Source organism: Streptomyces sp. NPDC101110 (assembly GCF_044759525.1).
In the GTDB taxonomy this organism is placed as follows: Bacteria; Actinomycetota; Actinomycetes; order Streptomycetales; family Streptomycetaceae; genus Streptomyces.
In genome coordinates this window covers 215,506-240,268 of sequence record NZ_JBIVZM010000015.1, presented here as the reverse complement: position 1 = coordinate 240,268, position 24,763 = coordinate 215,506, and the positions used below count along the sequence as shown (strand labels likewise).

At 71.8% G+C, this 24,763-nt stretch carries 15 protein-coding genes; 6 read left to right on the top strand and 9 right to left on the bottom strand.

Translation table 11 applies throughout. From position 1 onward, the window contains the following. Window positions 1-168 precede the first annotated feature (168 nt). Window positions 169-3,015 carry a preprotein translocase subunit SecA gene (gene secA, locus ACIQU3_RS30845; protein WP_403727145.1) on the top strand — a complete coding sequence of 949 codons (2,847 nt, stop codon included), beginning with the start codon at window positions 169-171 and terminating at the stop codon, window positions 3,013-3,015. Between the two features lie 221 nt (window positions 3,016-3,236). On the opposite strand, the gene ACIQU3_RS30840 is transcribed toward secA, so the two are convergent. Beyond that, window positions 3,237-4,022, bottom strand: a complete 786-nt coding sequence (locus ACIQU3_RS30840; RefSeq protein ID WP_403928824.1) for an Rv3235 family protein — start codon at window positions 4,020-4,022, stop codon at window positions 3,237-3,239. 332 nt (window positions 4,023-4,354) lie between these two features. Here ACIQU3_RS30840 and ACIQU3_RS30835 point away from each other — a divergent pair, with 332 nt between their 5' ends. The 3 genes from ACIQU3_RS30835 to ACIQU3_RS30825 all read left to right on the top strand — a co-directional run bounded on the left by ACIQU3_RS30835 (window position 4,355) and on the right by ACIQU3_RS30825 (window position 11,012). Beyond that, window positions 4,355-4,870: a DUF6912 family protein gene (locus ACIQU3_RS30835; RefSeq protein ID WP_403727140.1), complete on the top strand. Its 516-nt coding sequence runs from the start codon at window positions 4,355-4,357 to the stop codon at window positions 4,868-4,870. Window positions 4,871-4,937: 67 nt separating this feature from the next. Further along, the gene (locus tag ACIQU3_RS30830) at window positions 4,938-5,603 is read left to right on the top strand and encodes an HAD family hydrolase (protein ID WP_403928821.1); all 666 of its coding nucleotides are present in this window, start codon (window positions 4,938-4,940) and stop codon (window positions 5,601-5,603) included. A gap of 456 nt (window positions 5,604-6,059) precedes the next feature. Next, window positions 6,060-11,012 (top strand): NAD-glutamate dehydrogenase, encoded by a 4,953-nt coding sequence (locus tag ACIQU3_RS30825; RefSeq protein ID WP_403928818.1) that lies wholly within the window; start codon window positions 6,060-6,062, stop codon window positions 11,010-11,012. Between the two features lie 133 nt (window positions 11,013-11,145). Here ACIQU3_RS30825 and ACIQU3_RS30820 read toward each other — a convergent pair whose 3' ends face one another. The 4 genes from ACIQU3_RS30820 to ACIQU3_RS30805 form a co-directional block, all read right to left on the bottom strand. Continuing rightward, the gene (locus tag ACIQU3_RS30820; RefSeq protein WP_403727134.1) at window positions 11,146-12,792 is read right to left on the bottom strand and encodes a glycosyltransferase family 2 protein; all 1,647 of its coding nucleotides are present in this window, start codon (window positions 12,790-12,792) and stop codon (window positions 11,146-11,148) included. Beyond that, window positions 12,789-14,990: a CDP-glycerol glycerophosphotransferase family protein gene (locus ACIQU3_RS30815; protein ID WP_403928815.1), complete on the bottom strand. Its 2,202-nt coding sequence runs from the start codon at window positions 14,988-14,990 to the stop codon at window positions 12,789-12,791. The genes ACIQU3_RS30820 and ACIQU3_RS30815 overlap by 4 nt, the downstream gene beginning before the upstream one ends. A 79-nt stretch (window positions 14,991-15,069) precedes the next feature. Beyond that, window positions 15,070-16,002, bottom strand: a complete 933-nt coding sequence (locus ACIQU3_RS30810; RefSeq protein WP_403928812.1) for an ATP-binding cassette domain-containing protein — start codon at window positions 16,000-16,002, stop codon at window positions 15,070-15,072. Beyond that, complete coding sequence (locus tag ACIQU3_RS30805; RefSeq protein WP_403727126.1) at window positions 15,995-16,915, bottom strand: ABC transporter permease; 921 nt, start codon at window positions 16,913-16,915, stop codon at window positions 15,995-15,997. Before ACIQU3_RS30805 ends, ACIQU3_RS30810 begins: the two co-directional genes overlap by 8 nt. 184 nt (window positions 16,916-17,099) lie before the next feature. Between ACIQU3_RS30805 and ACIQU3_RS30800 the strand changes: the two genes are divergently transcribed. Further along, window positions 17,100-17,726: a TetR/AcrR family transcriptional regulator gene (locus ACIQU3_RS30800; RefSeq protein ID WP_403727124.1), complete on the top strand. Its 627-nt coding sequence runs from the start codon at window positions 17,100-17,102 to the stop codon at window positions 17,724-17,726. 22 nt (window positions 17,727-17,748) lie between these two features. On the opposite strand, the gene galE is transcribed toward ACIQU3_RS30800, so the two are convergent. The 3 genes from galE to ACIQU3_RS30785 all read right to left on the bottom strand — a co-directional run bounded on the left by galE (window position 17,749) and on the right by ACIQU3_RS30785 (window position 22,620). Beyond that, the gene (gene galE, locus ACIQU3_RS30795) at window positions 17,749-18,729 is read right to left on the bottom strand and encodes a UDP-glucose 4-epimerase GalE (protein WP_403727122.1); all 981 of its coding nucleotides are present in this window, start codon (window positions 18,727-18,729) and stop codon (window positions 17,749-17,751) included. Window positions 18,730-18,815: 86 nt separating this feature from the next. Next, window positions 18,816-20,498 (bottom strand): glycosyltransferase family 2 protein, encoded by a 1,683-nt coding sequence (locus ACIQU3_RS30790; protein ID WP_403928809.1) that lies wholly within the window; start codon window positions 20,496-20,498, stop codon window positions 18,816-18,818. Window positions 20,499-22,101: 1,603 nt separating this feature from the next. After that, window positions 22,102-22,620: a MarR family winged helix-turn-helix transcriptional regulator gene (locus tag ACIQU3_RS30785; RefSeq protein ID WP_403928806.1), complete on the bottom strand. Its 519-nt coding sequence runs from the start codon at window positions 22,618-22,620 to the stop codon at window positions 22,102-22,104. Window positions 22,621-22,742: 122 nt separating this feature from the next. Here ACIQU3_RS30785 and ACIQU3_RS30780 point away from each other — a divergent pair, with 122 nt between their 5' ends. Beyond that, window positions 22,743-23,156, top strand: a complete 414-nt coding sequence (locus ACIQU3_RS30780) for an organic hydroperoxide resistance protein (protein ID WP_062927183.1) — start codon at window positions 22,743-22,745, stop codon at window positions 23,154-23,156. On the opposite strand, the gene ACIQU3_RS30775 is transcribed toward ACIQU3_RS30780, so the two are convergent. After that, complete coding sequence (locus ACIQU3_RS30775; protein WP_403727116.1) at window positions 23,146-24,726, bottom strand: hypothetical protein; 1,581 nt, start codon at window positions 24,724-24,726, stop codon at window positions 23,146-23,148. The genes ACIQU3_RS30780 and ACIQU3_RS30775 overlap by 11 nt on opposite strands. Between the last annotated feature and the right edge of the window lie 37 nt (window positions 24,727-24,763).

Genomic DNA, 24,763 nt, shown 5'->3' with positions numbered 1-24,763 from the left:
CACGTTGTCCCCTTTGAAGCAGACGTGAATCAGATTTGAAGCAGCGGACGGTCGCCGTCGCGGCAGGCCCTCCCGGCGCGGCGGGGTCCTCGCATACGATGGCCGTTGCTCAGTAAGTCAAGTGGTAACCGACCGTCCCAGGCCCGACCGGCAAGGAGACCAACCCCCGTGTCCGTCCTCTCGAAGATCATGCGTGCAGGCGAAGGCAAGATCCTGCGCAAGCTGCACCGCATCGCGGACCAGGTCAACTCCATCGAAGAGGACTTCGTCGACCTCTCCGACGCCGAGCTGCGCGCCCTCACCGATGAGTACAAGCAGCGCTACGCCGACGGCGAGACCCTGGACGACCTGCTGCCCGAGGCGTTCGCCACCGTCCGGGAGGCCGCCAAGCGCGTCCTCGGCCAGCGTCACTACGACGTGCAGATGATGGGTGGCGCGGCCCTGCACATGGGCTACGTGGCCGAGATGAAGACCGGTGAGGGCAAGACCCTCGTCGGCACGCTGCCGGCGTACCTGAACGCGCTGTCCGGCAAGGGCGTCCACATCATCACGGTCAACGACTACCTGGCCGAGCGCGACTCCGAGATGATGGGCCGCGTCCACCGGTTCCTGGGGCTCGAGGTCGGCTGCATCCTCGCCAACATGACGCCGGCTCAGCGCCGCGAGCAGTACGCCTGCGACATCACCTACGGCACGAACAACGAGTTCGGCTTCGACTACCTGCGCGACAACATGGCGTGGTCCCAGGACGAGCTCGTCCAGCGCGGCCACAACTTCGCCATCGTCGACGAGGTCGACTCCATCCTCATCGACGAGGCCCGTACGCCGCTGATCATCTCCGGCCCGGCCGACCAGGCCACCAAGTGGTACGGAGACTTCGCCAAGCTGGTCAAGCGCCTCAAGCGCGGCGAGGCCGGTCAGCCGCTCAAGGGCATCGAGGAGACCGGCGACTACGACGTCGACGAGAAGAAGCGCACGGTCGCCATCCACGAGTCCGGTGTCGCCAAGGTCGAGGACTGGCTGGGCATCGACAACCTCTACGAGTCGGTGAACACCCCGCTGGTGGGCTACCTGAACAACGCCATCAAGGCCAAGGAGCTCTTCAAGAAGGACAAGGACTACGTCATCATCGACGACGAGGTCATGATCGTCGACGAGCACACCGGACGTATCCTCGCGGGCCGCCGTTACAACGAGGGCATGCACCAGGCCATCGAGGCCAAGGAAGCGGTGCCGATCAAGGACGAGAACCAGACGCTCGCCACGATCACGCTGCAGAACTTCTTCCGCCTCTACAAGCGCCACGACCACAACGGCAAGGAACAGCCCGGCCTCTGCGGCATGACCGGTACGGCCATGACCGAGGCCGCCGAGTTCCACCAGATCTACAAGCTCGGCGTGGTGCCGATCCCGACCAACCGGCCGATGGTCCGCAAGGACCAGTCGGACCTGATCTACCGGACCGAGGTCGCCAAGTTCGAGGCGGTCGTCGACGACATCGAGGACAAGCACCGCAAGGGCCAGCCGATCCTCGTCGGCACGACCTCCGTCGAGAAGTCCGAGTACCTCTCCCAGCAGCTCAGCAAGCGCGGCATCCAGCACGAGGTGCTGAACGCCAAGCAGCACGACCGGGAGGCGACGATCGTCGCCCAGGCCGGCCGCAAGGGCGCCGTCACGGTGGCCACGAACATGGCCGGCCGTGGTACGGACATCAAGCTCGGCGGCAACCCCGAGGACCTCGCAGAGGCGGAGCTGCGCCAGCGCGGCCTCGACCCCGAGGAGCACATCGAGGAGTGGGCGCACGCCCTGCCCGAGGCGCTCGAGCGTGCCGAGAAGGCCGTCAAGAACGAGAAGGACGAGGTCGAGAAGCTCGGCGGGCTCTACGTGCTCGGCACCGAGCGGCACGAGTCGCGGCGCATCGACAACCAGCTGCGCGGTCGTTCCGGCCGTCAGGGAGACCCGGGCGAGTCCCGCTTCTACCTCTCCCTCGGCGATGACCTGATGCGCCTGTTCAAGGCCCAGATGGTCGAGCGCGTGATGTCGATGGCGAACGTCCCGGACGACGTGCCGATCGAGAACAAGATGGTCACCCGCGCGATCGCCTCCGCCCAGTCGCAGGTCGAGCAGCAGAACTTCGAGACGCGTAAGAACGTCCTGAAGTACGACGAGGTCCTCAACCGCCAGCGCGAGGTCATCTACGGCGAGCGGCGCCGCGTCCTGGAGGGCGAGGACCTGCACGAGCAGGTGCAGCACTTCATGGACGACACCATCGACGCCTACGTCCAGGCCGAGACCGCCGAGGGCTTCCCCGAGGACTGGGACCTCGACCGGCTGTGGGGCGCCTTCAAGCAGCTCTACCCGTGCAACGTCTCGATCGAGGAGCTGGAGGAGGCGGCCGGCGACCGTGCCGGGCTGACCGCCGAGTTCATCGGCGACTCCATCAAGGACGACATCCACGATCAGTACCAGGCGCGTGAGGACCAGCTCGGCTCCGAGATCATGCGGGAGCTGGAGCGCCGGGTCGTGCTGTCGGTCCTGGACCGCAAGTGGCGCGAGCACCTCTACGAGATGGACTACCTCCAGGAGGGCATCGGCCTGCGTGCCATGGCCCAGAAGGACCCGCTGGTCGAGTACCAGCGCGAGGGCTTCGACATGTTCACCGCGATGATGGAGGGCATCAAGGAGGAGTCCGTCGGCTACCTGTTCAACCTGGAGGTCCAGGTCGAGCAGCAGGTCGAGGAGGTCCCGGTCGAGGACACCAAGCCGGTGGCCGACCTGGAGAAGCAGGACGCGGTGCCGGCGCAGGCGGGTTCCCGCCCGGAGATCCGCGCCAAGGGGCTCGACGTCCCGCAGCGGCGCAACCTCCACTTCTCCGCGCCGACGGTCGACGGTGAGGGCGGCACCATCGAGGGCGACTTCACCGAGGACGGCGAGCCGGTGCGCTCCGAGGCCGACGGTCTGACGCGTGCCGAGCGGCGCAAGCAGGCGCGGGGCCGGGGTCGCCGCAAGAAGTGACGGTTGCCGCGTAGCGGCAGGAGGGCCGGACACCTGCGGGTGTCCGGCCCTTCGTCATGGGCGGGGCCCGGACAGGTCCAGTCGGATTCGGACGGGCCCGGTCTCGACCGGCATGAGTCGGATTCTGGACGGTCCGGTCTCGTCAGGCTCAGCCGCGCACCGGACGAGCCCGGTCTGGACAGACCTCATCGGACTCCGGGCGGGTCCGGTCTCGATCGGCCTCAGTCGGTCTCCTGGCGGGGCGGGCGGGGGCCGCCGAGTTCGACCGCCGTGCAGCGCCAGCGGAGGTCCTGGCCCAGTTCCAGGCGGAAGGCCATGGCCCGCAGCCGGTCGCCGGCGCCGATGCGGGCGAAGGCCTCGATGGCGCCCGGCCGGGGTTCGCACCAGCCGATGTCGCGGACGACGGGGCGGGCCCCGCGGGTGCGCAAGGGGCCGCGTTCGGCCAGCCAGGCCAGCTCGTCGTAGGCGCGGCCGCGGGTGTGGCGGAGCATCGAGTGCACGGGGCGGTGGCCGCTCAGGACGGCCACGAGGAGGTCGGCGAAGACGTCGGTGGGCAGGGGCCGGCGGATCGGCGCGGGGCTGGGCTCCTGGGCCGGGACGCGGGGGGTGGCCGTGGTGGAGGCGTCCGGGTGGGCCGGGACGCGGGGGATGGCCGTGGTGGAGGCGTCCGGGTGGGCCGGGACGCGTGGGATGGCCGTGGTGGAGGCGTCCGGGCGGGCCGGGGAGCCGGGTGCCTGCGTGGTCCGGCGCGGCGCTGTGCGGGTCGCCGGGAGGGAGGGCGGGCGGGTGTCCGCCGGGCGGGTACGGGACGCCCTGGCACGGACGGAGGCGGGCGGCCGCCCGCCCGCAGCAGGAGGCCGTGCACGGCCGCCACCGGGAGAACGCGGGGGCGCGCCCGCCGTGCTGCCCGGAGTGCCGGGCTCGCCGCTCAGAGGCGGACGGGGTGCTGTGCGGCCGGGTGTGGTGGAGGTCGTGTTCGGGCGGGTCCTGGTCATGACCTTGTGCATGGGGCCCCCGTTTCGTGGGTCCGGTGGGTACCGGGGAGTAACTTCGGGTCGCTGATCTTGTACGGGGCCGACGGGGGCGGCGGCAAGGAAGCGCGGTGCGGGTGGCGGGCGCGGGGATGTTCACCTATCCGGGTGATGTCGATCGCGTGGGGCCCGTGGGTGCGCGGGTGTGCCGGGTGAATCGCGGGACGGGGGTGGACGGGTCCGGGCGCACGGGGCGGGACTCGAAAGGGGACGCCCCGCACGTATCCTGAAGACCCTCCGGAGCCGTTCCCGAACACCCTCCGGAGCCGTGCCGAGCCCTCCGTCCACGACCACGAAAGCGGCCAGCCATGCGTGTCTACGTGCCCCTGACCCTCCCCGGTCTCGCCGAGGCGTACAAGACGGGTGAGCTGGGCACCGGGCCGTTCGTCGCCTACGCCGTGACGCCCGGGCTGCGCGAGTGGTACGTCTCCGACGACATCGAGGAGCTGGAGTACGCCGCGCTCGGCCGGGCCGCGCTCGCCTCGCTGCGCCTGCTGGCGGCCGAGCCCGACGCGCCGCGGCGCCGGGTGGTGATCGCCCTCGACGTCGCCGACCGGGCCGCGAGCGCGGATCCCGGCCGCGGACTCGATCCGGCCGCGCCGGGCGAGGTCCGGGTCGCGGGTCCGGTGCCCCTGGGCAAGGCGGCGTCGGTGCACGTCGACGCCGCGGACGCGGAGGCCGATGTGACGGCCGCCGCCGAGGCGCTGGCGGCGGCGGACGGCGGGGACGACAACGCGCAGTCCGTCGTGGACGGGGCGGAGGACCACGAGCTGCTGTGGTTCGCCACGCAGGAGATCGCCAACCTGGTGGGCCGCGGGGACTGAACCGGCGAGGGGCGTCGTTGCGGCGCCGTTCTCTTGATTGTCAGTGGGGGCGGGTACGTTTTCGGGCATGGGGATGAAGACGGGCGCGCACATCGTCTGGGACTGGAACGGGACGCTGTTCCACGACATCGACGCGATCATCGGAGCGACCAACGCGGCCTTCGCCGAGCTGGGCCTGGAGCCGCTGACGCTGGAGAAGTACCGGGAGCTGTACTGCGTCCCGGTGCCGAAGTTCTATGAGCGGCTCATGGGAAGGCTGCCGACCGAGGCCGAGTGGGAGACGATGGACGACATCTTCCACCGGTACTACGCCGAGCACCGGACGTCGTGCGGGCTGACGGCGGGGGCCGTGGAGCTCCTGGCCGGCTGGTGCTCTGCGGGGCGCAGTCAGTCGCTCCTGAGCATGTACGTGCACGAGGAGCTGGTTCCGCTGGTGCGGGGGTTCGGCATCGAGCCGCACTTCATACGGGTGGACGGGCGCACCGGGCCGTCCGGGGGCAGCAAGGCCGAGCACATGGTGCGGCACCTGGCGTCGCTGAGCGGAGTGGCGCCGGAGCGGACCGTGGTGATCGGGGATGCCGCGGACGACGCGGTGGCCGCTCTGCATGTCGGGGCACGGGCCGTGCTGTACACCGGCGGGTCGCACAGCAGGGTGAGCCTGGAAGCCGTCGGCGTGCCGGTCGTGGACACGCTGGAGGAAGCGGTCGCCGAGGCGGAGCGGCTCGCCGCCTGACCCATGCCTGGCCGAAACGCGTAGCGGCACTGTGCAGAACGTCAAACTTCCAGGGCTGGTTTTGTACACATACGGCTCATGACGGAGCCCCAGTGATGAGCGATAGCCTTGGTGGCGTGATCAGCGCGATAGTTCGCGGGGACATCGTCGTCCCTGCCCTGCGCCCGGAGAGCACGGACGACATCCGTGACCGGGCGGCAGTCGCTGGTCCTCGCGGGCGGGACGTGACATCGAGGACTCCCGGGACGCCGAGCACCACCAGGATTCAGGCGTCTCGGAGAGCAGCGTCACACCGGTGGCCCAGCTCAAGAATGGCTCAGACACCCCCGCTCATCTCGCCTCGCGGCATAGCGTCGGAACAGACCGGATACCCCGTGTCAGGACGTGAGGCCGTGAGCGCAGAGGCCGTACTTCCTTCTACGTCACGCAACGGCGCGCGACAGGAGCCAGAGGACAATGCAGACCAAGCTGGACGAAGCCAAGGCCGAGTTGCTCGAGAGGGCCGCCCGGGTAGCTGAGAACAGCCCGGTCGGGGGGCACCTACCGACCGGGTCGACGGGCGAGGAGACCCCGGACGCCCAGAAGGCACCGGACCGGGAGGCCCTCCTCACGTTCCTCCAGCGTTACTACCTGCACACGGCCCCGGAGGACCTGACCGACCGCGACCCGGTCGACGTCTTCGGAGCCGCCGTATCGCACTACCGGCTGGCCGAGAACCGCCCCCAGGGCACCGCCAACGTCCGGGTGCACACGCCCACGGTGGAAGAGAACGGGTGGACCTGCAGCCACTCCGTGGTCGAGGTCGTCACCGACGACATGCCCTTCCTCGTCGACTCCGTCACCAACGAGCTGACCCGGCAGGGACGCGGGATCCACGTCGTCATCCACCCGCAGTTCGTCGTACGGCGCGATGTCACCGGCAAGCTCATCGAGGTGCTGTCGACCCGGGCGACCGGAGACCTTCCGCACGACGCGCACGTCGAGTCCTGGATCCACGTCGAGATCGACCGGGAGACCGACCGGGCCGATCTGAAGCAGATCACCGCCGACCTGCTGCGTGTGCTGTCCGACGCCCGTGAGGCCGTCGAGGACTGGGGCAAGATGCGGGACGCGGCGACCCGGCTGGCGGAGGGGCTGCCGGACGAGCCCATCCCCGGCGACCTGCCCGGGCCCCAGGTCGAGGAGGCCCGTGAGCTGCTGCGCTGGCTGGCCGACGACCACTTCACCTTCCTCGGCTACCGCGAGTACCAGCTGCGCGACGACGACTCCCTGGCCGCCGTCCCCGGCACCGGGCTCGGCATACTGCGCTCGGACCCCCACCACGCGGCCGAGGAGAGCCACCCGGTCAGCCCGTCGTTCGAGCGGCTGCCCGCCGACGCCCGGGTCAAGGCGCGCGAGCACAAGCTGCTCGTGCTGACCAAGGCGAACAGCCGGGCGACCGTGCACCGGCCGTCGTACCTGGACTACATCGGCGTCAAGAAGTTCGACGCGGACGGCAACGTCATCGGCGAGCGGCGCTTCCTCGGGCTGTTCTCGTCCGCCGCCTACACCGAGTCCGTGCGCCGCGTGCCGGTCATCCGGCGCAAGGTCGAGGAGGTCCTGGAGCAGGCCGGGTTCTCGCCCAACAGCCACGACGGGCGCGACCTGCTGCAGATCCTGGAGACGTACCCGCGCGACGAGCTGTTCCAGACCCCGGCCGACGAGCTGCGCGCCATCGTCACCTCCGTGCTGTACCTCCAGGAGCGCCGCCGTCTGCGGCTCTACCTGCGCCAGGACGAGTACGGGCGCTACTACTCCGCCCTCGTCTACCTCCCGCGCGACCGCTACACCACGGCCGTCCGCCTGCGGATCATCGAGATCCTGAAGGAGGAGCTCGGCGGCATCAGCGTCGACTTCACCGCCTGGAACACCGAGTCGATCCTGTCCCGTCTGCACTTCGTGGTCCGGGTCCCGCAGGGCACCGAGCTGCCGGAGCTGTCCGACTCCGACAAGGAGCGCATCGAGGCCCGGCTGGTGGAGGCCGCCCGCTCCTGGGAGGACGCCTTCGCCGAGGCTCTCAACGCCGAGCTCGGCGAGGAGCACGCGGCCGAGGCGATGCGCCGGTACGCGCACGCCTTCCCCGAGGGCTACAAGGCCGACCACAACCCGCGTGCCGCGGTCGCCGACCTCGTCCACCTCGAGCAGCTGAACGCCGAGGCGGACAAGGACTTCGCGCTCAGCCTGTACGAGCCCGTGGGCGCCGCCCCACAGGAGCGCCGCTTCAAGATCTACCGCACGGGCGACGCCATCTCCCTCTCGGCCGTCCTGCCGGTCCTCAACCGGCTCGGCGTCGAGGTCGTCGACGAGCGGCCGTACGAGCTGCGCTGCTCGGACCGCAGCGTGGCCTGGATCTACGACTTCGGTCTGCGCATGCCCCGTGCCAACGGCGGCGGGGACTACTTCGGCGACGACGCCCGCGAGCGCTTCCAGGACGCCTTCGCCGCCACCTGGACCGGCAAGGCGGAGAACGACGGCTTCAACGCCCTCGTGCTGAGCGCCGGGCTGACCTGGCGCCAGGCGATGGTGCTGCGGGCGTACGCGAAGTACCTGCGCCAGGCGGCGTCGACGTTCAGCCAGGACTACATGGAGGACACCCTCCGCAACAACGTCCACACCACCCGCCTGCTCGTCTCCCTGTTCGAGGCGCGGATGTCGCCGGACCGGCAGCGCGCGGGCCACGAGATCGTGGACGCGCTGCTGGAGGAGGTCGACGCGGCCCTCGACCAGGTGGCCTCGCTCGACGAGGACCGGATCCTCCGGTCCTTCCTGACGGTCATCAAGGCGACGCTGCGGACCAACTTCTTCCAGGAGGCGGCGGGCGGCAAGCCGCACGACTACGTCTCCATGAAGTTCGACCCGCAGGCCATCCCCGACCTGCCGGCGCCCCGCCCGGCGTTCGAGATCTGGGTGTACTCGCCGCGCGTCGAGGGCGTGCACCTGCGCTTCGGCAAGGTCGCGCGCGGTGGCCTGCGCTGGTCCGACCGGCGTGAGGACTTCCGCACGGAGATCCTCGGCCTGGTCAAGGCGCAGATGGTGAAGAACACCGTCATCGTGCCGGTCGGCGCCAAGGGCGGCTTCGTCGCCAAGCAGCTGCCGGACCCGTCCGTGGACCGCGACGCGTGGATGGCCGAGGGCGTCGCCAGCTACAAGACGTTCATCTCGGCGCTGCTCGACATCACCGACAACATGGTCGCGGGCGAGGTCGTGCCCCCGGCGGACGTCGTCCGGCACGACGAGGACGACACCTACCTGGTCGTCGCCGCCGACAAGGGCACGGCGACGTTCTCCGACATCGCCAACGGGGTCGCCGAGAACTACAACTTCTGGCTCGGTGACGCCTTCGCCTCCGGCGGCTCCGCCGGTTACGACCACAAGGGCATGGGCATCACCGCCCGCGGTGCCTGGGAGTCGGTCAAGCGGCACTTCCGTGACATGGGCGTCGACTGCCAGACCGAGGACTTCACGGTCGTCGGCATCGGAGACATGTCCGGTGACGTGTTCGGCAACGGCATGCTGCTCTCCGAGCACATCCGCCTGGTCGCCGCCTTCGACCACCGGCACATCTTCATCGACCCGGACCCGGACGCCGCCACCTCCTACGCCGAGCGCCGCCGCCTGTTCGAGCTGCCCCGCTCCAGCTGGGAGGACTACAACACCGAGCTGCTGTCGGCCGGCGGCGGTATCTTCCCGCGCACGGCCAAGGCGATCCCCGTCAACGCGCACATCCGCGAGGCCCTCGGCATCGAGGCCAAGGTCACCAAGCTGACCCCGGCCGACCTGATGAAGGCCATCCTCCACGCGCCGGTGGACCTGCTGTGGAACGGCGGCATCGGCACGTACGTCAAGTCCTCCGCCGAGTCCAACGCGGACGTCGGCGACAAGGCCAACGACGCCATCCGCGTCGACGGAAAGGACCTGCGCGTCAAGGTCGTCGGCGAGGGCGGCAACCTGGGACTGACCCAGCTCGGCCGGATCGAGTTCGCACTGCAGGGCGGCCGGATCAACACCGACGCCATCGACAACAGCGCGGGCGTGGACACCTCCGACCACGAGGTGAACATCAAGATCCTGCTCAACGGCCTGGTCAGGGACGGCGACATGACCGTCAAGCAGCGCAACAAGCTGCTCGCCGAGATGACCGACGAGGTCGGCCGTCTGGTGCTGCGCAACAACTACGCGCAGAACACCGCGATCGCCAACGCCCTCGCCCAGTCCAGCGCCATGCTCCACGCCCAGCAGCGCTTCATGAAGCACCTGGTCAGGGAGGGACACCTCGACAGGGCGCTGGAGTTCCTGCCCACCGACCGGCAGATCCGCGAGCGGCTCGCCCAGGGCCAGGGCCTGACCGGCCCGGAGACGGCCGTACTGCTGGCGTACACGAAGATCACGGTCGCCGAGGAGCTGCTGCACACCTCGCTGCCGGACGACCCGTACCTGAGCACCCTGCTGCACGCGTACTTCCCGAAGGAGCTGCGCGAGCAGTACCCCGACCACCTCGTCTGCCACCCGCTGCGCCGTGAGATCACCACGACCGTGCTGGTCAACGACACGGTGAACACGGGCGGTACGACGTATCTGCACCGGCTGCGCGAGGAGACGGGTGCCTCGCTGGAGGAGATCGTGCGGGCGCAGACCGCGGCCCGGGCGATCTTCCGGCAGTCCCCGGTGTGGGACGGGGTCGAGGCGCTCGACAACAAGGTCGAGGCCGAGGTCCAGACCCGCATCCGGCTGCACGCGCGTCGCCTGGTGGAGCGCGGCACGCGCTGGCTGCTCAACAACCGGCCGCAGCCGCTGGAGCTCGCCGGGACGGTCGACTTCTTCGCCGACCGGGTCGAACAGGTCTGGGGGCAGCTGCCGAAGCTGCTGCGCGGTGCCGACCTCGAGTGGTACCAGAAGATCTACGACGAGCTGACGGGCGCGGGCGTCCCGGAGGACCTCGCCACCCGGGTGGCGGGCTTCTCCTCGGCCTTCCCGACGCTCGACATCGTCTCCATCGCCGACCGCATGGGCCGGGAGCCGATGGATGTCGCCGAGGTCTACTACGACCTCGCCGACCGGCTGCGCATCACTCAGCTCATGGACCGCATCATCGAGCTGCCCCGCGCCGACCGCTGGCAGTCCATGGCCCGCGCGGCGATCCGCGAGGACCTGTACGCGGCGCACGCGGCGCTGACCGCCGACGTCCTGGCGGTCGGCAACGGCACCTCGACGCCCGAGCAGCGCTACAAGGCGTGGGAGCAGAAGAACGCGGCGATCCTCGGCCGCGCCCGCTCCACCCTGGAGGAGATCCAGGGGTCCGACGCGTTCGACCTCGCCAACCTGTCGGTGGCGATGCGCACGATGAGGACGCTGCTGCGCACGCACTCGTAGGCGAGGCGACGACGGCGTGACAGCGCCCCGGGCCGGCTCCGGCCCGGGGCGCTTCCTCGTATACGCGGACCCGGTGGCCCGGGCGGGGGAGGAGGAGCCGGGTGCGCCGGTGCCCCCGGGGCGGGACGCGGGGCTACCTGAGCGCGCTTGCGACCAGGCGCGCGGCCCTCTTCACCCTTGGGCCGGCCACCCTGCGTACCGCCGGGCGGATCAGGCGGGCCGTCACTCCCGTCGGCTCCCAGCGGACCTGGAGGCGGCCCGGGCCGTGGCCTTCCGGCTCCACCGTCAGGTGGTGGGACGGGATGCGTGTCGTCAGGGTCGGGAAGGACAGGGGGGCCAGCAGCAGGCCCGTGTGGGACAGGCCCTGGTGGTGGAGGCGGAGCAGGGGGTGGCGGATCCCCGCGAAGCCGTGCAGGGGGAGTGCGGCCGCTGCGAGGTCCAGGTGGACGTGGCCCTCGAAGAGGCCGGGGCGGACGGGGGAGAGGCGGAAGTGGACCTGGAGGCGGCGGCCCCCGGGCGAGATGAGAAGCGTCGCGCGCTGAGGGCCGACGGGGAGGCGCAGCGCCGGGTCGTAGGTGCGGATCGTGAGGTCGATCGAGGCGCCCGGCCCCCGGGTGATTTCCTGGATCTCGTGCCGGAACTGCGTGTCGGGGAAGGGACGGGTCTCCAACTCCAGATCGGACACGTCCAGTTCGCGGCGGGACCACTCCGACTCGGGGACCCGGTCTCCCCAGTAGGTGCGGCCCGCCGCGTCGGAGGTCACGCGCCTCGGGCCCACCGTGTGGCCCAGACCCCGGGCGGCCAGGCGCGCCTCCGCCAGGCGGCGGTCCCGGACCAGCTGGATGACGACGCGCTCGATGCGCGGGAGGCGGGCGAACGCGGCCGGCGTGAGTGTGTCGAGGTAGGGGGTGACGAGGTCCGCGAAGGACGTCAGCCAGGCGTCGTCCCGGTAGGGCAGGTCACCGGCGTACATCCGGAAGTCGTGCTTGAGGAACTTGTGGTCCTTGTCCTCGCGCAGCGACTCGTGCCCGCTCTCGGCCAGGAACGCGTCGATGAGGTGCTGGACGTGGATCCGGTCCCGCACGTTGGCGAGCTTGTGCCGCTGGTTCGACAGCGAGGCCGCCTCGGAGGCCGCGAAGGGCGCCACGTACCAGCGGTAGACCGGTTCCGGGACGATCGTGAAGCTCTTGGCCAGGCAGTACGCCTGCGCCGTGAACAGCTGGTCCTCGTAGTGGATGCCCTCGGGGAAGCGCAGCTCGTGCCGGTCGAGGAAGGCGCGGGCGTACATCTTGCTGGTGGACAGGTGCTCGAAGAACAGCCGCGGGTCGGCCTCGATGCCGTCGAGCGTGCGCCGCTCGGCGACCAGGTGCGGCATCCACGTCGAGCGGCGGCCGTTGTCCACCCGGATCCGCTGCACCGCGCCCATCGCGAAGTCGATCTCGTGCTCCCGGTGCGCGGCGAGCAGCAGCTCCACGGCGTTGGCGGGGAGTTCGTCGTCGCTGTCGAGGAACATCAGGAACGGCGCCCGCGCGATCTGCAGGGCACGGTTGCGCGGGGCGCTGCAGCCGCCGCTGTTCCGCTCCAGACGGAGGTGCCGGACACGGGGGTCCCGGGCCGCGAGCCGCTGGGCCACCGCCGGGGTCTCGTCCGTGGAATGGTCGTCGCTGATGATGATCTCGAGGTTGGCGTGGGTCTGGCGGCGGACCGATTCGACCGCGCGGGTGAGGCGTTCGGCGTCGTTGTAGACGATGACCGTCACGGTGACGTCGGGGGTGCTCATGCGGTCGCCTCCTGCGGGGTCGGGGCCGGTGTGCGCTCCTCGATCGGCAGCACAGGCGGCAGGTCACGTTCCTCCTGGCCGAGGAAGACCCGGCGGACGACGCGTTCGGCGGCGCGCCCGTCGTCGTACTCGCAGAACCGGCGCCGGAAGGCCGCCCGGGACTTGGCCGCGCTCTCGTCGCGCCAGGCCTCGGTGGTCAGGATCTCCGTCAGCTCCTGCTGGGTGCGGGCGACCGGGCCCGGGGCCTGGGCCATGAGGTCGAAGTAGACGCCGCGGGTGGTGCGGTACGTCTCCCAGTCGTCGGCGTGGATCACGATCGGCCGGTCGAGGTTGGCGTAGTCGAACATGATGGAGGAGTAGTCCGTGACCAGGGCGTCCGCCGCCAGGCACAACTCCTCGACGGGCTCGTAGGAGGAGACGTCGATGATCCGGCCCGTGCGGCGCAGGCTGGTCAGCGGAGAGGCGGCGCCGCCGTAGAAGTAGTGGCCGCGCACCAGCAGGACCGTGTCCTCGCCCAGGCGGTCGGCGAGGGCGGCGAGGTCCAGGCGCGGGGTCCAGCCGGCCTCGTAGTCGCGATGGGTGGGCGCGTACAGGACGGCACGGCGGCCCGGGGCGATGCCGAGGCGGTCGCGGACCGCGCGGATGACGTCGGCGCCGGCCGTGTAGTAGACGTCGTTGCGCGGATAGCCGTGGTCCAGGGAGACGTAGCGCGACGGGTAGGCCCGCTCCCACATGCGAGTGGTGTGGCTGTTGGCCGAGACGCTGAAGTCCCACTTGTCGATGCGTTCCAGCAACGCCCGGAAGTCCAGGCCCTGTGCGGCGGCCGGGAACGCCAGCTGGTCGAGGCCCATGCGTTTCAGGGGCGTGCCGTGGTGGGTCTGGACGTGGATCGCGTCGGGGCGTTTGACCACGGCGTTGGGGAAGTTGACGTTGTTGACGAGGTACTTGGCGGTGGCCAGCACCTCCCAGTAGCGGCGGCTGCCGGGCACCACGTGGTCGGTGCCGGGCGGCAGCAGGGCCGCGTTCTGCTCGGTGACCACCCACACCGCGTGGATCTGCGGGGCGAGTTCGGCGAGCTTGGCGGCGATGGCGGCGGGGTTGCAGGCGACGCCGCGGTTCCAGTACGCCGCGAACACCGCGAGGTGCGGGTTGACGGGGCGGCCGAGCGCCCTGCGGTACTGATGGTCGCGGAGCCTGGCCCCGGCCTGGCGCTTCCTGGCCCGTAGGGCCGACCTGGCTTCGCGGCGGGTGCGGTTGACGGCCTGGAAGGCCCGGTACTTCGCGTAGGCGCCCTCCTCCAGCAGGGAGCGGCGGACGCCTTCGAGCCCCGCCGGGCGTCGGTGGCCCTCGGGGCGGCGGCGCAGGGCGGCCAGGGACGCCCGGCGGAAGAACTCCCGCGCGACGTCCTCGGGCATGCCGCCGCGGGCGAAGGTGCGCAGGCAGTCGCGGACCATGAGGTCGTAGAGCACGGTGTGCGCGGCGCGCCGGTCGCGGGTGAGGCCGAGGAGCGACTCGTAGCGGTCGACGAGCGCGTACCGCTGCTCGGGCGTCACCGGGGGCAGGCTCGCGGGGCGCAGCCGGCGGTCCTCGTAGGCGACGTGCGGCAGGCAGGCGACGCGGTCGGCGAGCAGCAGGGCGGCCAGGGCGGCGTAGGGCTCGTCGTCGGTGCTGATCCGCGACTCGTGCGACCGCCAGAAGTCGGCGCGCAGGACCCTGGTGCCGAGCAGCGGGGTGAGCCGCAGCAGGGGCGCGCAGTCGTCGAGGACGACATCCGCGCGGCCCGCCCGGGCCAGGAGCGGGCCGTCCGGGGAGGGCATGCCGGAGGTGTGCCAGGTGCTGCGGACGTGGTCGAGCACGAGGACGTCGACCTCGTCGGGGAGCTCGGCCACCCGCTCCGCGACCGTGCGCGGGGCGCCGGCGGGCAGGCCGTCCTTGGCGTGGACGAAGTGCAGCCAGCGGCCGGAGGCCCGGGCCGCGCCCGCCGCCCTGGCCGCCGCGTCACCGGTGCCATCCGGCAGCGGCACTACGTCGACCGCGCCGTCCGCAGTGTGCCGCTCGGCCGTCTCCCGGGCCCAGTCGCCCACCGCGGCCACGATCACCTCGGCGTCCGCGAGGGGGTGGGCGGCGAGGGAGTCGAGGAGTTCCGTCAGATGGTCCTGGACGTTCGGCCCGTGGACGATCACACTCAGCTCGGCCATGCCTGGGGCCCCCTCTCACAGCTGCACCGTATGCGGTCATGCTGCCATCAATGGGGCAAAAGGGCCGACCGGGTGGGCCTCACGAGGGAACGGCGTCCTTCGGCTCGGGCTTCGGCTTGGACTGCGGGTCGGGCTTCGGCTTGGACTGCGGGTCGGGCTTCGGCTCGGACTGCGGCTCGGGCTTCGGCTTGGATTTTGGCTCGGGCTTCGGCTTGGGTTTCGGTGTCTTCTCCCCGGTGAACGCCTCGTACTCCTTGAGGACGTCGTCCGTCGGCCCGTCCATGCGCAGCTCACCGCGCTCCAGCCACAGCACCCGGTCGCAGGTGTCGCGGATCGACTTGTTGTTGTGGCTGACCAGGAACACCGTGCCCGCGTGCTTGCGCAGCTCGCGGATGCGCGCCTCGGAGCGCTTCTGGAAGGAGCGGTCGCCGGTGGCCAGTGCCTCGTCGATCAACAGCACGTCGTGGTCCTTGGCGGCGGCGATGGAGAACCGCAGCCGGGCGGCCATGCCGGAGGAGTACGTGCGCATCGGCAGCGTGATGAAGTCGCCCTTCTCGTTGATGCCCGAGAAGTCGACGATCTCCTGGTAGCGGTCCCTGACCTGCTCGCGGGACATGCCCATGGCCAGGCCGCCGAGGTGCACGTTGCGCTCGCCGGTGAGGTCGTTCATCAGGGCCGCGTTGACGCCGAGCAGGGAGGGCTGTCCGTCGGTGTAGATGCGGCCGTTCTCCACGGGCAGCAGGCCGGCGACGGCCTTCAGCAGGGTCGACTTGCCGGAGCCGTTGGTGCCGATCAGGCCGATCGCCTCGCCCCGGTGGGCGACGAAGGACACGTTCCGCACGGCGTGCACCCGGCGCACGCCCGACGCCTTCTCGGTCTGCTTGCGGCGCACGATGCGGTTGAGGGCGGCGGTCGCGGAGCCGCGTCCGGCGCCGGTGCCGTTGACGCGGTAGACGATGTCGACGCCGTCGGCGACGACGGTGGGGATCTTCTCGCTCGGGTGCTCAGCCACGGCCGTAGGTCTCCTCAGCCTTCCAGAAGTAGATGAAGCCGCCGACGCCGGCGAGCAGCGCCCAGCCGACGGCGATCGCCCAGACGTGGGCGGGCAGCTGGCTCGCGTGGAAGCTGTCGATCAGGGCGAAGCGCATCAGGTCGATGTAGATCGCGGCCGGATTGGCCGCCAGCGCCACCTTGAGCGCATGCGGCAGGTGGTCGTTCTGCGCCAGCTTGTCGAGGCTCCACATGACGCCCGAGACGTACATCCAGGTGCGCAGGACGAACGGCATCAGCTGGGCGATGTCCGGGGTCTTGGCGCCCCACCGGGCCATGACCATCGAGACGCCGGCGTTGAAGGTGAACTGCAGCGCCAGCGCCGGGAGTGCCAGCAGCCAGGAGGCGGAGAGCGGCACGCCGAAGCAGAGCAGGATCACGACCAGCGCGCCCATCGAGAACAGCAGCTGCTGGAGCTGCTGCAGGCAGAAGGAGATCGGCAGCGCGGCGCGCGGGAAGTGCAGGGCCCGCACCAGGCCGAGATTGCCGGAGATCGCGCGGGTGCCCGCCATGATCGAGCTCTGCGTGAACGTCCAGATGAACACGCCTGTGACCAGGAAGGGGATGTAGTCCGGCACGCCGTGCTTGGTGCCGAGCAGCACGCCGAAGATGAAGTAGTAGACCGCCGCGTTCAGCAGCGGGGTCATCACCTGCCAGACCTGGCCCAGCTTGGCCTGGCTGTACTGGGCGGTGAGCTTGGCGGTGGCGAACGCGGTGATGAAGTGGCGGCGGGCCCACAGTTGGCGGACGTACTCGGGCAGGGAGGGCCGCGCGCCGCTGACCGAGAGGCCGTGGCGGGCGGCGAGGGCCGCGAGGTCGTGGCCGGCCGGGGCCGGGGCCTGGGGCTGGGGCGGTGTGTGGAGGACCGTACTCACATCCGCTGCTTTCGCTCGGGGGAGGGGCGTGGGACCCGGGGCCCGAGGAGTCCGGAAGGAGGGTTTCTCACCGGACTCTTCACGAACTCTTACGTCGGGACGGGACCGTATCGTCGTAACGGGAGCGTACGACGAGCGAACGTCGGAACGCAACCGTTTCGTCGTGACGCCCTATGCTGTCGGCATGACGACGAAGCCCGACGAGCCCCAGCAGCCACCGCGCCGCCGGGCCCCCGCGGGGGCGGCCGTACTGCGGGAGGACGTGACCGAAGCGATCCGGGCCGCCGTCTTCGAGGAGCTCGCGGCCGTCGGCTACGCGCGGATGTCCATCGAGGGCATCGCGCGCCGGGCGGGCGTCGGGAAGACGGCGGTGTACCGCCGCTGGCGCTCGAAGCTGCACCTGGTGCTCGACATCGTCTCGGCACTCGCCGTGCAGGGCCTGCCGGCGCCGGACACCGGCTCCCTGGAGGGCGACCTGCGGCTCCTCTACGAGGTGACGTCCCGCGCCCTGCGCCACCCGATCGCCTCGCAGATCATCCCCGACCTCCAGGCGGAGGCCGCCCGCAACCCGGAGATCGCCGAGGCCATGCAGAAGGCCCTGCGGGAAGGCCAGGACGGGGTCGCCACCGGCATCGTCACGGCGGCGGCCCGCCGCGGCGAACTCCGCGAGGGCATCGACCACGACCTGGCCCTCGACCTGATCTCGGGCCCGCTGTACTGGCGCTCGGTGGTGATCCGCAACCCGAAACTGCCGAAGGGCTACCTGGCCGCACTGGCCCGGGCCACGTCCGAGGGGCTGAAGGCGCTGTAAGGAGCGCGAGCGGCTCGGCCGGTCAGGCCCGGCCCGCCTCCGGGTGCAGCCGTACCCACCCCTCCCACGCGGACGTGATCATGTCCGATACGTCCAGGCGGGCCTTCCAGCCCAGCTCCGTCGCCGCGCGGTCGGCGGAGGCGACGACACGGGCCGGGTCGCCGGGGCGGCGGGGGACGACCGTCGGCGGCCGGTCGTGGCCGGTGACCGCGTTGATGCGGTCGATCATCTCCCGGACGGAGACGCCCTCCCCCCGGCCGATGTTGAGCGTCAGGTCGCGGCCGGGAGAGGAGCGCAGCACCCGGGCCGCCGCGACATGCGCCTCGGCCAGGTCCACCACGTGGATGTAGTCGCGTACGCAGGTGCCGTCCGGAGTCGGGTAGTCGTCGCCGAAGACACGCGGTGGCGCGTCCTCCGTGAGTCTCTCGAACACCATCGGCACGAGGTTGAACACGCCGGTGTCCGCGAGCTCCGGGCCCGCCGCGCCCGCCACGTTGAAGTAGCGCAGGGACGCCGTCGAGAGCCCGGTGGCCCGGCCGGTCGCGCGCACCAGCCACTCACCGGCCAGCTTGGTCTCGCCGTACGGCGACATGGGCGCGCACGGCGTCTCCTCCGTGACCAGGTCCACGTCCGGGCTGCCGTACACCGCCGCCGAGGAGGAGAAGACGAACGACGGCACCTTCGCCGCCGTCACGGCGTCCAGCAGGACCCGCAGCCCCTCGACGTTCTCCCGGTAGTAGTGCAGCGGCCGTTCGACGGACTCGCCCACCTGCTTCTTCGCCGCGAGGTGGACGACGCCGGTGACCGCGTGGTCCGCGAGGGTGCGGGCGAGCCGCTCGGCGTCCAGCGTCGAGCCCACCACCAGCGGCACCCCGTCGGGCACGCGCTCGGCGATGCCGCTGGACAGGTCGTCGTACACCACGGCTCGCTCGCCGGCCGCGGTCATCGCCCGTACGACGTGCGCACCGATGTAGCCGGCGCCGCCGGTGATCAACCAGGTCATGTGCGGCCGTCCCCTCGTCAGTTGGCCCGTGGTGGTGGTGCTGCGCGCGCTGATCCGTCGCGGTCGTCTTCGCTGTCGTCGTGCCTTCAGTGAAGCAGGCGGCGCAGTCGTGCGCGTACGACCGACAGCACACCGCGTACGCCGGGGGCCACCCGCAGCGCCAGCGCGCCGGAGTGAGTGGTGTACGGCTGTACGAGAACCACGCCGTGCCGGGCGCTCGGGACGGCCCTGCGGCGCAGCAGACCGGCGCCCCGGTCGGCGTGCGCCGTGACGTCGCGGCTCGCGCCGTCCCGGAAGCGGAGGCGCAGGCGCAGGTCCCAGGTGCCCGTGCCGAGCGCGGCCAGGGCGGGGAGGTCGACGGCCGTCTCCGCCGACCAGGTGCCGACGGCCCCGGCGGCGTGGGAGCCCGCGGCGCACGGCGCGAACGCCACGGCCGCACCGGGCACCACCACGTCCCCGTCGTCCCGGTGGCGCCACTCCACCTCCACCGCCGCCGGCCCCGCCTGCGCCACCCGCCCGTACAGCTCGTGCAGGCGCAGCCGCAGCCGGGTGCCCCGCGCGCCCGGCCGCAGCTCCGCGTCGACGGCGAGGGGCAGCGCGCGCACCGGCCTGGTCCGCAGGGCCTCCAGGGAGATCTGCGGCAGGCCGTCCGACCAGACGGGCGTGCCGTCGGCGCCGCGTGCGTACGGCGGGCACAGCCGGGCCGGGCGGGCCGCGAGCTCGCGCAGCCGGGGCAGGTCGCACGGCTCCGGGGAGGCCAGGACGACCTGCCCGACCAGCCGGCCGGGGGCGGCCGGGTTGCGGGCCCAGTCGTCGGCGTCGTACTCCGCGAGGTGTGCCCGCGTGAGCTCCCACCATGTCCGCCGGTAGGCGGCGTTGCGCAGTCCCAGTTCGCGCACGTACATCCGCAGGTCGTGGTCGAGGAACTTGGCGCGCACGGCCCGCGCGAGTTCCTTCTGCCCGGCGCCCAGCAGCACCTCGTACGCCTGCCGGCACGCCTCCGTGCGGGCCCGCCAGTTCTCGACGCCGGCCCGGTCCAGGGAGATCGACAGCCGCCCGGCCGAACGGCGCACGTGCCAGAGGTAGACCCGGTCCGGGACCAGAGCGATGCGCGGGGCCGCGGCCAGCACGCGCGCGGTGAACACGACGTCCTCGTACGGGAAGCGGCCCTCGGGGAAGCGGATGCCGTGCGCGCGCAGGAAGTCGGTGCGGTAGAGCTTGTTGACGCAGAGCGTGTCGTGGACCAGGCGGGGGCGCTGCGCGGGGTGCGGGACCACGGTGTGCAGCGCGTAGAGGCGCTCCTGCCAGGCCACTTCGCGCCCCGACGGCAGCTCCCGGCGCACGCACAGACCGCCCGCGACCTCCGCGTGCGCGCCCTCGGCCGCCTTGAGCAGCGCCTCGGCCGCACCGGGCGGCAGGACGTCGTCGCTGTCCAGGAACATCACGTACGGCGACGTCACGGCACCCAGGCCGGCGTTGCGCGGGGTGCCGCAGCCGCCGCTGTTGACCCGGCGGCGGATCACCTTCAGACGGGGCTCCGAGGCGGCGAGCCGTTCCAGCAGGGCGGCGCTGCCGTCCTTCGAGCAGTCGTCGACGGCCACCACCTCGCGCACGGCCGGTCCCTGTGCGAGCGCCGAGCGCACGGCGTCCGTCACGTGGGCGGCGTCGTCGTAACCGATCACCACGACGGCCACCCGGGAACGCGGCTCCCGGGTCGCCCGCTCGGTCTCGCTGCCGGTCTGGCTCCCGGTCTCATTCTCGGCATTCATCACGGCGGATCGTAAGCCGGGCGAATGACATGAAAGTGATAACACACCATCAAAACCGGGCGAAGTATTCTATCCGGCACAGAATCGAGGCCGTGAAGAGCGGACAGTCGAGGGGGAGCGGCCGGTTCGCCACGAGGGCGGTGCCCGTGGCGGTCCCCATGGCGGTGATGCTCGCCATCGGGCTGTGGGGGCTGGACCGGGGCGGGATGTGGGGGGACGAGAGCGTCACCTTCCAGGTCGCGCAGCGCACGGTCCCGCAGATCTGGCGGCTGCTGCACGACGTGGACGCGGTGCACGGCCTGTACTACCTGTTCATGCACGCCGTCCTCGCCGTCCACCCGGACGAGGTCGTGCTGCGCCTGCCGTCGGTGTGCGCGGCGACCGCGACCGCCGGCCTGGTCGGGGCCCTGGGCGTCCGGCTGGCCGGGCCCCGGGTCGGCCTGTGCGCCGGCGTCCTCTACGCCATCACCCCGATGACCGGCCACTACGCCCAGGAGGGGCGGTCGTACGCGCTGGTCGCGGCGGGTGTGACGGGGGCGGCCCTGCTGCTCCTGAGAGCCGTCGACGGGGCGGACGCCCGCGGCGGCTGGTGGGTGTACGGGACGGTCGTCGCCGTGACCTGCGCGCTGCACGAGCTGGCGGTGCCGATGCTGGGCGCGCACGCGGTGACGCTGGCGCTGCTGCGGGCGCCGGGGAGCGTGTGGTCCGGCTGGGTGCGGGCGGCGGGGGCGGTGGTGCTGCTTCTGCTGCCGCTGGTGTGGGTGTCGCAGGGGCAGGCCGGGCAGGTGGCGTGGCTGGTGTCACCCGGCTGGGACCGGGTCGAGCGGCTCGCCCGGAACTTCACCCCCGGCCCGGCGGGGCCGGTGTTCTGGGGGTCGCTGCTGCTGATGGCCGTGGGGCTGCGGGAGCGGCGCACGGCCGCGGTCGCCGGGCCGCTGCTGCTCGTGCCGCCCGGGATCCTGATGACGGTGTCGCAGGTCCGGCCGCTCTACCACGACCGGTATGTGCTCTACGCGCTGGCGGGTGCGTCCCTGCTGGTCGCGGCGGGGGCGGCGCGGGTCGCCGCGGTGCTCGGACGGGTGCGGTTCGACGGGCGGCGGCTGCGGGTCCGCGGCCGGCACGTGCCCGTCCCGGTGGGGCTCACCGGTGTCTTCGTGCTCGCCGTCACCTTCCTGGCCCAGCTGCCCGTGCTCCGCCAGGACCGCTCCGCCGCCCATCGCCCGGACAACCTCGCCGCGGTCTCCGCGCTCGCCGTCCGCCAGATGCGCCCCGGCGACCCGGTGCTGTTCGTGCCGTCGGTCGGCAGGCTCGCCGCGCTGGCCTACCCGAAGGGGTTCCGGCGGGTGCGGGACATCGCGCTGCGGGGTCCCGTGCCCCGCTCCGGGACGCTGTGGGGCCGTGAGGCGACCCCCGGTGAGCTGCGGCGGCGACTGGCCTCGGTGGACCGCGTCTGGGTCGTCGCCGAGGCGCACGCTCTGGATTCGCGCCGGCCCCCCTCCGACCCGGTGGAGCGGACCAAGCTCGCCGTCCTGGCCGGTGAGTTCACCGTCCGTGAGGAGCACGTCCGGCGGGAACGCGTCCGCGACGACGTACTCCTGCGCCTCTACGTCCGGCGCCGCCCCGAAGACACGCCGGACGGCTGCTCGGCGGCGGACGGGCCCTGCCCTTCCGCGAGTGCCGCGGCCGCGTCCAGTGCCGTGGTGAGCTCGTCGAGGCGGGCGCGCAGCGTGCGGATCTCCTCGGCCCCGAAGCCGGTCGAGGACGCGATCCGGCGCGGCACCTGAAGCGCCCGCGCGCGCAGCGCGAGGCCCTCCTCGGTCAGCCGCACCTCCACCGACCGCTCGTCGCGCGCACTGCGCTCCCGGCGCACCAGACCGGCCGCCTCCAGCCGCTTGAGCAGCGGCGACAGCGTGCCGGAGTCGAGACGCAGGTGCTCGCCGAGCTTCTTCACGGGCAGCTCGTCGTGCTCCCACAGCACCAGCATCACCAGGTACTGCGGGTAGGTGAGGCCGAGGTCCTTGAGGATGCCGCGGTAGACGCCGTTGAAGGCGCGGGAGGCCGCGTGCAGGGAGAAGCAGATCTGCTGGTCCAGGCGGAGCCAGTCGTCGTCCGGCGTGTTCATGCTCCCAGGATAGCTCGCGCCCACCATTCAATTGCGCACAACTTAATTGTGTGCTCTAATTCTGGAGGTCGGGCGGCCCGGAAGCGGGCCGCCGAACGTTGACATGAGAGGGAAGGTTTTCCATGGACGCGCTCTACACCGCTGTCGCCACCGCCACCCACGGCCGCGAGGGCCGGGCCGTCAGCTCCGACGGCGTGCTGGACCTCGCCCTGGGCATGCCGCAGGCACTGGGCGGCAACGGCCAGGGCACCAACCCCGAGCAGCTCTTCGCCGCCGGTTACGCCGCCTGCTTCGGCAGCGCCCTCGGCCTGGTCGGCCGCGGGGCCAAGGTCGACGTCAGCGACGCCGCGGTGACCGCCGAGGTCTCCATAGGCAAGCAGGGCGAGGGCTTCGGCCTCGCCGTCACCCTCCGCGTGGAGCTGCCCGACAGCGTGGACGAGGCGACCGGCCGCAAGCTCGTCGAGCAGGCCCACCAGGTCTGCCCGTACTCCAACGCCACCCGCGGCAACATCGAGGTCGACCTCGTCATCGAGTAACCACCCGGCCACCACCCCCGACCCGCGCCAGCACCTCCCCCGTCCGTCTGCTCCACGCCACCACCACGGCCTCCTCGGGCACCGGGTGCCAGCGCGTCAGCAGCAGCCAGCGCACGTGGTAGCGGCGGACGAGGGCGGACCGCTCGGCGCGGGTCGAACCGGGGGCCAGATACGCGCGGACGTCGGCCGCCCGGCGTTGCCGCTCCCGCTCGTCCAGGGCCGGGTCGGGCCAGATCGGCGCGGCGAGGTTCGGCCCGTACCCGGCGATGGCGTGGGAGGCCAGGTACCCGTCGGTGATCACCACCTCGCCGCGCCCGATGTGCCGGGCCGCCCAGTCGTACGAAGGCCAGCGCGTCGGCTGCGCGAAGCCCACCGGGTCCACCGAGCGCGGCACCACCGCCCCGGCGTGCACGGTGACGAACCCGACGCAGACCCCGGCCGCCGCCGCACCGCCCAGCACCCGCCGGGCCCGTCGCCACGGCCGGGGTGCCGCCAGCTCCACCGCCAGGGCGAACTGGAGCGGCACCAGCACGGCCCACAGGGCCCTCGCGTACGTGTAGTGCCCGCTCACCCAGCCGTACGCCACCAGCAGGCACTCCAGCAGGAACATCCACACCAGCGGATCACGCGCCGACCTGCGGGCCCGCACCCACAGCGCGGGCAGACCGATGAGCGCGAGCCAGGAGTTGGCGAGCATCCTCTCGTACAGCTGACGGTGCATCGCGTCCATGCCGGTGTCGCCCACCAGCGTCAGCACGTCGTAGTACGGCCACGCCACGGCGGCGGCGGCGCAGGCCGACCCCGCCAGCACCCAGCGCGCCACGACCGGGCGGCGCCACCCGCGCTGCCGGGCCGCCACGAGCGCCACCGCCCCGGTCAGCGCCGAGGCCGCCGTGACGGGATGGGTGAGCAGGACCAGCGCGTACAGCACGCCGATCCCGGCGTACCCCCACCAGCCGGCGAGCCCGCTCGGGCCGACGAATCGCACAGTGGGGGCGTCGTCCCCCGCGTGCCTGCCCGTCCAGGCCCACGCCCAGAACGTCAGGCCGATGGCGAGCGCGGACGGATAGCCCAGGCTCGCCGTCATCGACATCAGCCCGAGGTAGCCGCTCCACAGGATCCGCGTGCTGCCCCACAGCAGTGTCATGAACAGCAGCGCCCACACCGGCGCCCAGGGGCGCGGGGTGAGGGACCTGACGAACCGGCCGAGGCCCGTCAGCAGCACCACCAGGTGCACCGGTCCGGCGAGCTTCACGACCTCCCAGCCGGACAGCCCCGTCAGCCGCGCCAGCAGGCCCTGGGCGACCGCGTACGGGCCGTAGTAGGGGCTGCCCTCACCCGGCAGGTCGGCCATGGTGTGGGCCGGGTGGAGCAGGTCGTCCTTGAGGCGCTCGACGACCGCCGCGTGCTGCCCGGCGTCGCAGCACAGCGGGACCCTCCAGTACGCCAGTGTCATCACCAGCCAGAACAGGGCGCCGTAGAACTGGTACGGGGTGAGCCGTCCGGCACGGCCGCCGCGCAGCGCCGTCGCGCCGCGCACGGCCCGCCGGGCGAGGGCGGGGGCGCTCACCGGAGGGCGGAAGGGGTCTGGGGCATGCGCCGAATGT